A 13,582-nucleotide genomic window follows, 5' to 3' on the forward strand; every position below is an offset into this window, starting at 1 on the left:
ACCGCCTCAGCGGTTTTTCATGACCTGACAACGCCATGCAAACGGATTGATCCCTTCGCTGCGGGTGAAGATGTGGCAGAAGTGCGCCTGATCGCAGAAGCCGCATTCCAGGCTGATCTGCGTGAGGCTGTGGTTGGTGTGCTGGATCAGTAACTTCGCCCGGGCAATGCGCTGGGTGCGGATCCAGTCTTGCGGCGAGTACCCGGTGCTGCACTTGAACGCCCGGGAAAAATGGCTGCGTGAGAGTGAGCACGCGCTGGCCAGTTCGGTGACTTCAAGGCTGTCGCCGAGGCGTTCGAGGATCAGCTGCTTCACCAGCCGCTCGCGCTGCGGGCTGAGACCGCCGGTGCTGGTCTTGCGGGGTTCGCTGGCAGGGGCGCGGGCGACGGTTTGCTGTAAGTGAGCCATGGCCAAGGTCCGTGTCGGTGGGGAACGCACGGTCAGCGCTTTCCCTCAGGTCAATAAAACAACGCTGCGCAGAGGGATTCATTGTTTGGCGAGGGGCGAAGGCTGACGAGTTAAACGTTGTTAATTCCGCCATCGAAGCCGGTTTCGAATGACCGTCGATCAAGTAAAGTGCGCAGCACTTGCGCCTGGCCAATAAGGAAAACACGCCCATGAACCGAAACGATCTGCGCCGCGTCGACATGAACCTGCTGGTGATTTTCGAAGCCCTGATGTTCGAAAAGAACCTGACTCGCGTCGCCGAAAAACTGTTCATGGGCCAGCCGGCGGTGAGCGCGGCGCTGGGCCGTTTGCGCGATCTGTTCGACGATCCGCTGTTGCTGCGCAACGGTCGCGGCATGGAGCCGACGGCGCGGGCGCTGGCGATTCTCCAGGAACTGCAACCGGCGATGGACGTGATTTCCGGCGCGGTCAGCCGGGCCAAGGAGTTCGATCCGGCGACCAGTTGCGACGTGTTTCGCATCGGCTTGTCGGACGATGCCGAATTCGGTCTGTTTCCTCCGCTGTTGCGCCAGTTGCAGGAAGAGGCGCCGGGGATTGTCGTGGTGGTACGTCGCGCCAATTACCTGCTGATGCCGGGGTTGCTGGCATCGGGAGAAATTTCTGTCGGCGTGAGCTACACCACCGATCTGCCCGCCAACGCCAAGCGCAAGAAATTGCGCGACATTCCCTGCAAGGTTCTGCGTGGCGACGACCGTCCGGGGCCGCTCACGCTTGACGAGTACTGCGAGCGACCTCACGCCATGGTGTCGTTCTCGGGGGACCTGAGCGGCAACATCGACATGGACCTGGCCAAGGTCGGCCGCAGTCGCCGCGTGGTGCTTGGGGTTCCTCAATTCAGTGGCTTGCGCGCTTTGCTCGCCGGCACCGAGATGATTGCCACCGTGCCGGATTATGCGGCATGTGCGTTGGTCGAAGGCTGTACGTTGCGGGCTGAAGATCCGCCGTTTCCGATTGATGCGGCGCAACTGTCGATGGCGTGGAGCGGGGTGCATGACAACGACCCGGCAGAGAAATGGCTGCGGTCGCGGATCAGTCAGTTCATGTCGGTGACGCTGGATATTCCGGTGGTGTAGGTACGCCGTTCGTCCGGAAGAGTGTTTGACCTGTAAGTTCTGACAGTAGCGCTGGCCCTTGTGTGGGTGTGTGATTGATCCAATGCCTTTCGAGGGCCATGTCACACGCGCGCCGGGAAAGAACGATGACCGCCAACAGCTCCAACGCAAGCGTCGCCGCGCCACCGCCTCCGACCATTCAGGAAAACCCGAGCACATTCCTGCTGGATCCGCAGAATGTGCGCAACACACTGACGGTCGAGGTGACGGACCCTTCGCTGCAACCCGGCGACAGCGTGAGTGTGATGTTCACCGGCGACCCGGCCACCGGGAGCAATGGCTCGCATACCACCTCTGCGGTCAGCGCCGGCACCGTTCGGCCAATGCATATCCGGCTACCGTTCACACTGACAACCTTCAATTTGGGCAGAACGGTGATCGTGACTTATACGATCACTCGCGGCAACGCTGCCCCGGTGACTTCCGATCCGCTGGTGATGTATGTCTTGACGCTGGCGCAACGCGATTTGCCCAGGGCTTTGATCACCGAGGCAGATCAGCTGGGCGAGGGGCGATTTCTGAACCTTGATGGCTTGAGTAGTTTCACTCTGCGGATCGACGCATGGACGCTGAGTACCAGGGGGCAATTTCTCTGGTTACGTCTACTTGGCATCAATGCCGACAACAGCGTTTTTGACCGGCCATATTGGGGGCCGCCGGGCAATGTGATCGCGGATGAATTCAACCGTTTTGGCTACTACGAGACGCCTCATCCCGCCACGGATCTGCGGAGTCTCAAGCACGGCAGCGTATTGAGCCTGATATTGATGGTCGGGTTGCAAGGCAGTCAGGATCCGTCTTTTGCCCAACCCTTTGCCCACCGAAACTACATCGTCCTGACGGACCCCACGAGCGCGCCAAGGATCGAGCGGATCGTTGATCCGGACGGTCGAGAAGTCGCCGATCAAGGTGAAACGCTGTCCACCCGCGTCACCTTGTTCGGGGTAGCCACAGAGCCAGTTATTGTTTTTGATGGGGAAACACGGCTTGGAACAGCTCCGGTGATTGCCGGGGCGTGGGAATATTTGGCCGCCGGCTTGACCACGGGCCTTCACGTCTTCACAGGTCGGTACGCCGCTGGAGGGGTATCCAGATCCTGGACGATCAACGTTCTGGAAAACCGCGAAGTGCGGATCAAGGAATCAACCGGCAACACTCATTTGAATCCTTCTGCGTCCATTAATACGCTGACGTTTGTGCTCGATTATCCGAGCCAGCCTGCCGACCTGGTCAGCCTGCGCTGGATCGCGGCGCCCGGCACGCCAGCGGCGGGTTCGTATACCTCGCTGCCGGTCGCTGTGGGTGCTACGCCCAGAGAACTAACGGCGCCTGTCTCTTTGGTGGCCTTCAGCATCGGTAAAACCGTTGAAGCCACCGCCTCCTACGTACGCGGCGGTGCACCGGCGGTGCAGTTGCAACCCTTGGCGCTATCCGTGCTGCCGATCTCGAGCAACTTGCTCATATCCCCAGTGATCGACGAGGCCAAAGACACTCTCGAACTGGACAAGAAGGACATCGTGGCCGGAGCGAACCTGACTTTCGGCAACTGGATACACATAGCGAGAGGCCAACGACTGGAACTCACCCTGATGGGCTTCACGGCCAATGGCACCGAGAACAATCGAAGTCTCTGGACACCCGATCGCAATTCGGTTCATCAGGCCTGGGTCACGAATCCGGGCTACACCTTCAGACTCCCGGCCGACTATCTGCTGTCGCTCGGGGTCGGGACACTGGTGAGCATCCTGTTCACAGTGAGAACTGATCAAGTGCCGAGCTCGACGGCAGTCACGGTTTTCGAACCGCGTCGGTACACCATCGTGGACACGCGCTGACCGGAGGAGGGAATAAGGTCTTCGGCTTTGGACGGTTGGGACGCGGAGCATCCCGGCTGCATTCCCGCGCAGAACGTGGGAGCGATCGATCAAGAGCAAAGAGAGCACATCCATCCAATTTCCCCCCGATCAATCGTTGCACTATTCCCTGCAATGATTGATCAAGGGTGGATCCATGAACGCTGTACAACGCAATGACCAGGCGCAGAACCTCGGCCTGCTCTTCCTGCGGGTGACCGGCGGGTTGTTTCTGCTGTTCGTCCACGGCTTGCCCAAGTTGCTGGACTTCACCGCGCAGCTGCAACTGATCGAAGACCCGTTCCACCTCGGTGCCCACCTCACTTTGATTCTGGCGATCTTCGCCGAAGTCCTCTGTCCGCTGCTGATCGTCGCCGGGGTGCTGGCGCGTCTGGCGTGCTTGCCTATTCTGTTTGTGCTGCTGGTGGCGCTGCTGCTTGTGCATCCGCAATGGAGTGTGGCCGAAGGGCAGTTCGGCTGGTTGCTGTTGATTCTCTTCACCACTGTTCTGATCGCCGGGCCCGGACGGCTGGCGCTCAATGTTCGTTTGCCCGGAGTACTCCGTTATGCCTGATGCCCAGACCCTGAAAAAACCGGGACCCGAAGAAACCGTGACGCTGATCGTCAAGCACCGGGTCAAGGCCGGTTTTGAAGCGCCCTACGAAGCCTGGCTGCGCAATATCGTCAGCGTGGCGGGGCGCGAAGAAGGGCATCTGGGTGTGGACGTGATGCGCAGCCAGCAGGGCGGCCTCGCACTGTTTACCTGCGTGCTGCGTTATTGCTCGACCGACGCGATGCAGCGTTGGCTCTATTCGCCGCAGCGTCAGAAGCTGATCGACGAAGCGGCACCAATGCTCGCCGACGGCGACCAGACCGAAGTCAATGCGGCCAACGAATTCTGGTTCACGCCGACGGCGGAGGCCGGTTCGCCGCCACCGCGCTGGAAGCAGGCCGTGGTCACGCTGCTGGTGATCCTGCCGCACACCTTGCTGGTGCCGCTGATCTGGGGGCCGCTGCTGCAACTCAATGCCTTTCTGTCCAACTACGTGGTCGCCACGTTCCTGATCACCCTGACCATCGTGGTGTCGGTGGTCTACGTGTTCATGCCACCCGTGACCCGTCTGTTCGCGCCGTGGCTGGAAGCCGGTCAGTCACACAAAAACCCCGAATCCAATGCCAACCCGCCGCGCTGAAGCGGCGGGTCCGGGCTCCGTTTCACTTATCTCGAAGGAACTGCGATGAACGCCGATCTGATTCTGTTCAATGGCCAATTTCATACGGTAGACCGCGAAAAACCTCTCGCCAGTGCCGTGGCGATCAAGGACGGCCGCTTTGTCGTCGTCGGTAACGATACGCAAGCCATGGCTCTGCGCGGCGCCGGTACGCAAGTGGTCGACCTCAAGGGCCGCTGCGTGATTCCCGGTCTCAACGACTCGCACCTGCACCTGATCCGTGGTGGTTTGAACTACAACCTCGAACTGCGCTGGGAAGGCGTGCCGTCGCTGGCCGATGCGCTGCGCATGCTCAAGGATCAGGCCGACCGCACGCCGACCCCGCAATGGGTACGCGTGGTCGGTGGCTGGAACGAATTCCAGTTCGCCGAAAAGCGCATGCCGACCCTTGAAGAAATCAACCAGGCGGCGCCGGACACCCCGGTGTTCATCCTGCACCTGTACGACCGCGCGCTGCTCAACCGCGCTGCGTTGCGCGTCGCCGGTTACACCCGTGACACGCCGAACCCGCCGGGTGGCGAGATTGTGCGTGATGCCAACGGCAACCCGACCGGCATGCTGGTGGCGCGGCCGAACGCGATGATTCTGTACTCGACGCTGGCCAAGGGGCCGAAGCTGCCACTGGAATATCAGGTCAACTCGACCCGTCAGTTCATGCGCGAACTCAATCGCCTCGGCCTGACCAGCGCCATCGATGCCGGCGGCGGTTTCCAGAACTACCCGGACGATTATCAGGTGATCGAACAACTGGCCAAAGACGACCAGTTGACCGTGCGCATCGCCTACAACCTGTTCACCCAGAAGCCGAAAGAAGAGCTGACCGATTTCCAGAACTGGACCGGCAGCGTCAAGTTGCATCAGGGCGATGACTTCCTGCGCCACAACGGCGCCGGCGAGATGCTGGTGTTCTCGGCAGCGGACTTCGAAGACTTCCTCGAACCGCGCCCGGACCTGCCGCAAACCATGGAACAGGAACTGGAGCCGGTGGTGCGCCACCTGGTCGAGCAGCGCTGGCCGTTCCGTCTGCACGCCACCTACAACGAATCCATCAGCCGCATGCTGGATGTGTTCGAGAAGGTCAACCGCGACATTCCGTTCAACGGTTTGCCGTGGTTCTTCGATCACGCCGAAACCATCACCCCGCAGAACATCGAGCGAGTGAAAGCGCTGGGCGGCGGCATCGCGATTCAGGATCGCATGGCGTTCCAGGGCGAATACTTCGTCGACCGCTACGGCAAGCAAGCCGCCGAAGCCACGCCACCGATCAAACGCATGCTCGCCGAAGGCGTGCCGGTCGGTGCGGGCACCGATGCCACCCGTGTTTCCAGCTACAACCCGTGGACTTCGCTGTACTGGATGGTCAGCGGTCGCACTGTTGGTGGTCTGGCGCTGTACGAAGAAGGTTTGCCACGCACCACCGCGCTGGAACTGTTCACCCACGGCAGCGCCTGGTTCTCGTCCGAGCAGGGCAAGAAGGGCCAGATCAAGGTCGGGCAACTGGCGGATCTGGCGGCGCTGAGCGCGGACTTCTTCCATGTCGAGGAAGAAGCGATCAAGTGGATCGAGTCGGTGCTGACCGTGGTCGGCGGCAAGATCGTTTATTCCGCCGGCGACTTCGAAGACCTCGGCCCACGTGCATTGCCGGTGCTGCCGGATTGGTCGCCAGTGGTGAAAGTCCCTGGCCACTGGCGCCCGAATTCGCCCTTGCAGGCCCAGGTTCACCAGTGCAGCGGCCCGTGCGCGGTGCATACCCACAGCCATGAAAAAGCGCGGATGTCGAACGCGCCGGTCAGCGATTTCGCCGGTTTCTGGGGCGCGTTCGGTTGCTCCTGCTTCGCTTTCTGATCCCGTAAACGGCGCCGGTCTTCGCGGCCGGCGCTTGCCGCATCACCCATCCCCGAGGAGTTTCACATGAGCAACGTTCCTTACAAACGCCTGAACAAAGACGACGCCGTGGTCCTGCTGGTCGACCACCAGACCGGTCTGATTTCGCTGGTGCAGGATTTCTCGCCGAACGAGTTCAAGAACAACGTGCTGGCGCTGGGTGACATCGCCAAGTTCTTCAACCTGCCGACCATCCTCACCACCAGCTTCGACAGCGGCCCGAACGGCCCGATCGTGCCTGAGCTGAAAGAGCAATTCCCGGACGCCCCGTTCATTGCCCGTCCTGGCCAGATCAACGCCTGGGACAACGAAGACTTCGTCAAGGCCATCAAGGCCACCGGCCGCAAGCAACTGATCATCGCGGGTGTGGTGACTGACGTGTGCGTGGCGTTCCCGACCCTGTCGGCCATCGCTGAAGGCTTCGAAGTGTTCGTGGTGACTGACGCTTCCGGCACTTTCAACACCACCGTGCAACAGGCGGCTTGGGCGCGCATGTCGGCGGCTGGTGCGCATCTGTTGAACTGGTTTGCTGTGGCTTGCGAGCTGCAAGGCGACTGGCGCAACGACATGGAAGGCCTGGCGAATCTGCTGTCCCAGCGTCTGCCTAACTATCGCAACCTGATCAACAGCTATACCAAGTTCACTGCCAAGTGATTGGTTGAGGAAAATGCCCGCTGAAGAGCGGGCATTTTTTGTTCCTGAGATTTGGTTTTCATTTCAAAGATGGCCCTCACCCTAACCCTCTCCCGGAGGGAGAGGGGACTGACCGAGGTGTTTGTGAGAGGTGCGCTGACCTGAGAAATCGAGTCGAACTCAGGATCTGAACTTCATGGAGATCGGCTCCCTTTCCCCCTCGCCCCCCTGGGGGAGAGGGCTGGGGTGAGGGGGTAGATCTTGAAGGTGGCAACGATTCTGAACCCGCAAACATCAGCGCTTCTGCAACCACCCCAAAAACCCACCCTTGCGAACCGGCGCAGGCTTGGCCATCAACGCCAACCGACTGTTCTGCTGCCGTACCGCCTGCAATTTATTCAGCGCCCGACCCACTTCACTGCGCTGTTCCATGCACTGGCGAGTCAGGTTCTTGTCGAGGCGATAAATGATCGACGACGTCAGTGCGGTGAACGTCGCCTGGGAAGGCGTATCCGCCAGAATGCTCTGTTCACCCATGACCTCACTCGGCCCCATGCGCCCGGCCTCGGTAAAACCGTTGCCGTCCGGCACGCTGGCGCTGACCACGCCGGTGGCGATCACGAACAGGCTGTCCGGGACTTCCTCCAGATCGAGCACCACCTGCCCGGCGCTGTACTGCTGCGCGACCATCGACTCGGCGAGGCGATCGCGTTCCTCATGGCTCAGCGAGCGGAAGATTTTCACTTCATCGAGCAACGCACGGGCACGGGTGGAAGGTTCGATCACGCCGTCCGGGTGGCGCGAGATGCCGGCGGCTTCGAGATGGCGGTGGGCGAGGTCGAACAGTTGATTGCGCACGTCGCTTTTCTTGCCCAGTTCGGCGATGAAACCGCTGGCCACGTATTCGGACATTTCTTCGCCGGCCTCTTTCAACACCGCTTTCGGCGCAGGCGACAGCAGCAGACTGCTGCTGCCTTGCAGCGTGCGGTCGAGGGCATCGAGCACCCGGCGCGGGCGGATGTGGTTCGGCACCTTGATGCTGATCGACACACCGTGCAGGTTGTTCGGTCGGCTGAGGTTGACGATCTTGGCCTTGGCCGCCACCGAGTTCGGCACCACGGCCAGGGTGCCGGTGCTGGTCAACAGGTGCGTGGCGCGCCAGTTGATGTCGAGCACCTTGCCTTCGACGCCGTCGATCACCACCAGATCATCCACCTGATACGGCTTGGTGGTGTTGAGCACGATGCCGGAAAACACGTCGGCCAACGTGCTTTGCAGCGCCAGACCGATGACGATCGCCACCACGCCGGAGGTCGCAAGCAGGCCTTTGACCGGCAGATCCAGCACATACCCGGCCGCCGCGACGATGGCCGCGAGAAACACCAGCGCACCGATCACGTCCTGCAACAGCCGGCCGCTGTGGCCGATGCGGCGCATCAGGATCAGACCGATGACTTCGGTGAGCACCCGTGCGGCATACAGCCACCAGAGAATCCCCAGTGCCGTCGCCCCGAGTTGTGCCACCGGGTCATCGACGAACACTGGCGCCTGCAACGGGCTGACACCGGCGTTGATGACCAGTGCGTTGAAGGCCAGAAACAGCACCAGTCGCACAGCGACCCGTTGCGCGCGATGCTTGAACGGCACGAGATGCCAGAGCAGGGTGTCGAGCACCAGCAGCAGGGCGCTCCAGGACAGCAGGTGGGCAGAAAAAAGGCTCATGGGGTGAACTCCGGCGGGCACAAAAGAAAACGCCACACCCGAAGGTGTGGCGAGGGGTTGCACTCAGTTCAGATGGGTCTTGAGTTCTGCCGCAGCCTGGCGCACGGCGGCTTTCACCTCGGGGATGCCGTTCAGCGGGTTGAGCAGGCCGAAGTCGTGAATCATCCCGTTGTAGCGCACCGAAGTCACCGGCACACCGGCGGCGTCGAGGTGGCGGGCGTAGCCTTCGCCTTCGTCACGCAGCACGTCGAACTCGGCGGTCTGCACCAGCGCGGCGGGCAGGCCCTTGAGCTGTTCGGCGCTGGCGTTGAGCGGCGAGGCATGGATCTGCGCACGCTCGGCCGGGTTGGTGGTGTAGTTGTCCCAGAACCATTTCATCATGCCTTTGGTCAGGAAGTGGCCCTCGGCGAATTGCTGGTACGAGCCGTTATCGAACCCGGCATTGGTCACCGGCCACATCAGCAACTGGAAGCGCAGGGCCGGGGTTTTCTGTTCCTTGGCCATCAGTGCCACGACCGCCGCCATGTTGCCGCCGACGCTGTTGCCGGCCACCGCCAGACGCTTGCCGTCGACACCAATGTCCTTGCCGTGCTCCGCCACCCACTTTGTCGCGGCGTAAGCCTGATTGATCGCGGTTGGGTACTGCGCTTCCGGCGACGGCGTGTAGTCGACGTACACCGCGACCGCGCCAGAACCCACCACCAGATCTCGGATCAAGCGTTGGTGCGTCGGGAAGTCGCCCAGCACCCAGCCGCCACCGTGGAAGAACATGAACACCGGCAACTCGCCCTTGACCTTGGCCGGACGCACCACTTTCAGGTTGATCGTCTGGCCGTCGACCTTGATCGCCTTGTCGCTGACTTCAACACCGGACAGGTCAACCTTCACCGAAGCCTGGGCGCCGGTCAGCACCGCACGGGCGTCTTTCGGGCTCAGTTGCTCCAGCGGTTTGCCACCGCCGGCGGCGAGGGCGTCGAGGAAGGCCTGGGTGTTGTGTTCGACGCCAGTGCTTTCGGCGGCGAAGGCGTTGCCGATCGACAGGGCGAGGAGGGAAGCGGCGAGGGTTTTCTTGATGTTCATGTGTAACTCCTTTTTAAGTCGTTTGAGTTTTTGTATGCCTTGGGATCGGGCTGCTGTGGCGCTGGGCTTCAGGCCTCAGCAACACCGTGAGCACAGATTAATGAGGTGCCGGAAAGTGAAAAAGCGGCTATAAAGCGTTTAACTGTCAACCAGAGAGTGACAATGAACCCGTTCGAAGACATGCGTATTTTTTGCCAGGTGATGGACTCCGGCAGCTTCACGGCGGCGGCGGATCAATTGGGTCTGTCCAAGCAGTTCGTCAGCCGTCGGTTGATGCAACTGGAGGAGCGCCTCGGCGTGCGATTGCTCAACCGCTCGACCCGGCGCCTGGACGTGACGCCGCTGGGCCAGAGCTATTACGAGTCGGCGCTGCGCTTGCTCGGCGAAGTGGAGTCGGTGGAGCAGGGCATTGCCGGGCAGACCGCCGAGCCGCGTGGGGCGATTCGCGTGAGTGCGCCGCTGTCGTTTGCGCTGGCGCATCTGGGCTGCCTGCTGCCGCCGTTTCTGCAGCGTTATCGCGAGGTCACGGTGGAAGTGGACCTGAGTGACCGGCCGGTGGATCTGCTGGGTGAGGGTTACGACCTGGCGCTGCGTATCGGCGTGCTGGAAGACTCGACCCTGATCGCCCGCCGCATCGCGTCAATCGAGCGGGTGTACTGCGCCAGTCCTGCGTATCTGGCCGAGCGCGGTACGCCGCTCAAACCGGAAGATCTGCTGGGCCACGACTGCCTGCCTTATGGCCACGGGCGTTCGGTGCAGTGGCGGTTCAACGCGGGGCAGGGCAAGCCGCTGCTGGTAAATGTCACCGGGCGGATGCGCGTCAACAACGGTGAGTTGCTGCGGGATGCGGCGGTGGCGGGGATGGGGATTACCTATCTGCCGACGTTCATTGTCGGCGCGGCGTTGAAGGATGGGCGGCTGGTGCCGGTGCTGGATGGCTTTCGACCGGAACCGCTGACGCTGTCGGCGGTGTACCCGCAGCATCGTCAGGCGTCGAGGCCGGTGCAGGCGTTGATCGAGTTTTTGCGTGAGCGGCTGGATCAGACAAAAGGCGTTTTGTAGGCGCTACAAAACATTGTGGGAGCGGGCTTGCTCGCGAAAGCGGTGGATCAGTCAATACAGGAGTGACGGACCTGACGTCTTCGCGAGCAAGCCCGCTCCCACAGGGGTAGGGCGTTTCAAAGTGATTTAGTTGGCGCGCTTGTCATCGCCAGGCTCGCCACCAACGTGAACACCGCGATCATCACCGGGTTCGCCCGCCGCATGCAGGCCTCGGTCATCACCGACTTCACCGGCGCGATGTACGCCACGGTCATCACCGACTTCCCCCGCGCGGTGTACGCCTCGGTCATCGCCGACTTCACCCGCGCGATGCACACCGTGGTCATCGCCGGGTTCCGAATGCGTGCCGCTGCGACCGGATGACGCCGTGCTGCCGGAATGGCCCGAACCGTGGTCACTGCCGCTGTGGCCACTGTTGCCACCGCCGCCACTGCCACTGTTGCCGCCACTGCCGCTGCCGCCATGACCACCGCCACCGCCACCGCCGCCACCGCCACCTCCATTGCCTCCACCGCCTCCGCCTCCGCTTCCGCCGCCTCCATTGCCGCCACCACCGCCTCCGCTGCCGCCTCCATTGCCACCGCCTCCGTGTCCACCGCCGCCACCGCCACTACCTCCACCACCGCCACCACTTCCCCCATCCTTGGCCTGAACACTCGACACCCCGGACAGGCTGTCCGGGATCAGTACGGTAGACGCCGACAGGACTGCGCCGATGGCCATTGCGAGCACGAGCTTTTGAATGTGCATATCGTTCTCCGTCTTTGTTGTCTTGATTGGGAACGTGGATGTGCCTTGTTTGCGTGTGATCCGACCCGTTCCCGAGGTCAGTGGATACTCGAAGCCAGTTCGAAGATCGGGATGTACATCAGGATCACGATCACCCCGATCAACAGGCCGATGAAGGTCATGAGCAGTGGTTCGAACAAGCGCACGAACCACTCGATCCAGCGGCTGATTTCCTCGTCGTAGAAATCGGCGCTGCGTTCCATCATTTGCCCGAGGTTGCCGGACTGTTCGCCGGCGCGCAGCAGGCGCAGGGACACGGGCGTCACCAGTCGATTGAGCTCAAGGGCCGTGGACAACGACTGCCCCTCGCGCACCCGCTCGCAGGCCTGATCAAGGCGCGCTCGCGAGGCTAGTGTGAGCAGGCCGCGCACCATGCCCATGGCCGTCACCAGCGGAATCCCGCCTTGCAGCAGAATCCCCAGTGACCGGTAAAACCGCGCCAGCTCATACATGAAAATCCGCTGGTGCACGGCGGGCAGTTTCTCCACCAGCCGATCCAGCCCACGGCGAAACGCCGGTTGTTTCTGCAGCACGGCGAGGGCGATGACGATAGTCGCCAACAGGCCGAAAAACTCACCCTGATGGGCGTGCAGAAACATGCCGCTGCTCATCAGGATCTGCGACAGCCACGGCAGATTCGAGCCCAGCCCTTCGAACACCAGGCTGAAGCGCGGCACCACGTAGCCCATCAAAAACAGCACCACGCCACCGCCGACCACCAGCAACAGCAGCGGGTAGATCGAGGCGCTGACGATCTTCTGCCGCACCTCGTCCATGCGCTGGCGATAGCTCACATAACGGCCCAGCGCATCGCCGACCGCGCCGGTCTTCTCGCTGGACTGTACCAGCGCCACGTACAACGGCGGGAAAACCGCCGACAACTGGCCCAACGCCTGGGAGAACGATTTGCCCTCGTACAGCAGCCGCACCAGCTCGCTCAAGGTTTTGCGGGCGGCGGGGGCGGTTTCTTTTTCAGCCAGGCTTTCCAGCGCATCGATCAGCGGCAGGCCGGCGTTGAGCAGGGTGGTCAGTTCCTGGCTGAACAGCACCAGGTTGAAGGTTTCACGCTTGCTCAGGCGCAACGAACGCCAGTGACGCTCGGCGTGCAGGCTGACCACCCGCAAGCCCTGATCCTCGGCGATGCGCCGCGCTTCGCTCTGGCCAGGCGCCTCGACACTCAGCGACACCACCCCGGCCTTGCCCACCGCTTTGAGTTGAAATCGCATGCCGTGTGCTCCGCTTATTGCCAGTTGGTGACTTCGGCGTTTTCGCCTTCGCCGCCGGGCTGGCCGTCCTTGCCCATCGAGAGCAAGTCGTACTCGGCGTTTTCGCCGGGATAGCGGTAGGTGTAGTTACGCCCCCACGGATCCTGCGGCAGTTTTTTCTGCAAGTACGGGCCGGTCCATTTGGCTTCGTCGCTCGGTGCGGTCACCAGCGCCTGCAAACCCTGTTCGGTGGACGGGTAGTGGCCGACTTCCAGCCGATACAGATCCAGCGCCTTGCTCAGGCCTTCGATCTGCGCCTTGGCCACCTTCACTTCGGAACGTCCCAGCTGGGCGAAATATTTGGGCGCGACGATCCCGGCCAACAGGCCGAGCACCACCAGCACCACGAGCAATTCGAGCAGGGTGAAACCGCGCTGGGCACGCGGACGAAAATGCAGCTTCATGATGACCTCCCGTGAGTGGCAGCCGTGTCGCCACAAGGGCTTATGCAATTGCCATGCTCAGCCCCCGATAAATTCGGC

At 61.9% G+C, this 13,582-nt stretch carries 13 protein-coding genes; 7 read left to right on the plus strand and 6 right to left on the minus strand.

The features are described from left to right. Positions 1-6: 6 nt before the first annotated feature. Positions 7-408 carry a helix-turn-helix domain-containing protein gene (locus QR290_RS11530; protein ID WP_007956080.1) on the minus strand — a complete coding sequence of 134 codons (402 nt, stop codon included), beginning with the start codon at positions 406-408 and terminating at the stop codon, positions 7-9. 209 nt (positions 409-617) lie between these two features. Between QR290_RS11530 and QR290_RS11535 the strand changes: the two genes are divergently transcribed. The 6 genes from QR290_RS11535 (at position 618) to ycaC (ending at position 7,203) form a co-directional block, all read left to right on the plus strand. Beyond that, positions 618-1,541 (plus strand): LysR family transcriptional regulator, encoded by a 924-nt coding sequence (locus QR290_RS11535; RefSeq protein WP_289204946.1) that lies wholly within the window; start codon positions 618-620, stop codon positions 1,539-1,541. Positions 1,542-1,666: 125 nt separating this feature from the next. After that, the gene (locus QR290_RS11540) at positions 1,667-3,415 is read left to right on the plus strand and encodes a hypothetical protein (protein ID WP_289204947.1); all 1,749 of its coding nucleotides are present in this window, start codon (positions 1,667-1,669) and stop codon (positions 3,413-3,415) included. Between the two features lie 175 nt (positions 3,416-3,590). Then, positions 3,591-4,007, plus strand: coding sequence for a DoxX family protein (locus QR290_RS11545; RefSeq protein WP_085698570.1), 417 nt, complete (start codon positions 3,591-3,593; stop codon positions 4,005-4,007). Next, positions 4,000-4,626: an antibiotic biosynthesis monooxygenase gene (locus QR290_RS11550; RefSeq protein ID WP_289204948.1), complete on the plus strand. Its 627-nt coding sequence runs from the start codon at positions 4,000-4,002 to the stop codon at positions 4,624-4,626. The genes QR290_RS11545 and QR290_RS11550 overlap by 8 nt, the downstream gene beginning before the upstream one ends. A 45-nt stretch (positions 4,627-4,671) precedes the next feature. Next, positions 4,672-6,510, plus strand: coding sequence for an amidohydrolase (locus QR290_RS11555; protein ID WP_085747770.1), 1,839 nt, complete (start codon positions 4,672-4,674; stop codon positions 6,508-6,510). A gap of 66 nt (positions 6,511-6,576) precedes the next feature. Further along, positions 6,577-7,203 (plus strand): isochorismate family cysteine hydrolase YcaC, encoded by a 627-nt coding sequence (gene ycaC, locus QR290_RS11560; protein WP_011333417.1) that lies wholly within the window; start codon positions 6,577-6,579, stop codon positions 7,201-7,203. A gap of 273 nt (positions 7,204-7,476) precedes the next feature. On the opposite strand, the gene QR290_RS11565 is transcribed toward ycaC, so the two are convergent. Together QR290_RS11565 and QR290_RS11570 are read right to left on the minus strand one after the other, a co-directional pair. After that, positions 7,477-8,904 carry a mechanosensitive ion channel family protein gene (locus QR290_RS11565; protein WP_289204949.1) on the minus strand — a complete coding sequence of 476 codons (1,428 nt, stop codon included), beginning with the start codon at positions 8,902-8,904 and terminating at the stop codon, positions 7,477-7,479. Between the two features lie 63 nt (positions 8,905-8,967). Next, positions 8,968-9,984 (minus strand): alpha/beta hydrolase, encoded by a 1,017-nt coding sequence (locus QR290_RS11570; RefSeq protein WP_289204950.1) that lies wholly within the window; start codon positions 9,982-9,984, stop codon positions 8,968-8,970. A gap of 162 nt (positions 9,985-10,146) precedes the next feature. On the opposite strand from QR290_RS11570, the gene QR290_RS11575 reads away from it, so the two are divergent. Further along, a complete protein-coding gene (locus QR290_RS11575) occupies positions 10,147-11,046 on the plus strand; it encodes a LysR family transcriptional regulator (RefSeq protein WP_289204951.1) in 900 nt (299 codons plus the stop codon). A 126-nt stretch (positions 11,047-11,172) separates the two neighbouring features. On the opposite strand, the gene QR290_RS11580 is transcribed toward QR290_RS11575, so the two are convergent. The 3 genes from QR290_RS11580 to gspG all read right to left on the minus strand — a co-directional run bounded on the left by QR290_RS11580 (position 11,173) and on the right by gspG (position 13,504). After that, the gene (locus tag QR290_RS11580; RefSeq protein WP_289204952.1) at positions 11,173-11,796 is read right to left on the minus strand and encodes a hypothetical protein; all 624 of its coding nucleotides are present in this window, start codon (positions 11,794-11,796) and stop codon (positions 11,173-11,175) included. Positions 11,797-11,873: 77 nt separating this feature from the next. Beyond that, positions 11,874-13,061: a type II secretion system F family protein gene (locus tag QR290_RS11585; protein ID WP_289204953.1), complete on the minus strand. Its 1,188-nt coding sequence runs from the start codon at positions 13,059-13,061 to the stop codon at positions 11,874-11,876. A gap of 14 nt (positions 13,062-13,075) precedes the next feature. Further along, entirely contained in the window at positions 13,076-13,504 is a 429-nt protein-coding gene (gene gspG / locus QR290_RS11590; protein ID WP_115077251.1) for a type II secretion system major pseudopilin GspG, read from the minus strand. Positions 13,505-13,582 lie beyond the last annotated feature (78 nt).

Source organism: Pseudomonas fluorescens, assembly GCF_030344995.1.
In the GTDB taxonomy this organism is placed as follows: domain Bacteria; phylum Pseudomonadota; class Gammaproteobacteria; order Pseudomonadales; family Pseudomonadaceae; genus Aquipseudomonas; species Aquipseudomonas fluorescens_BF.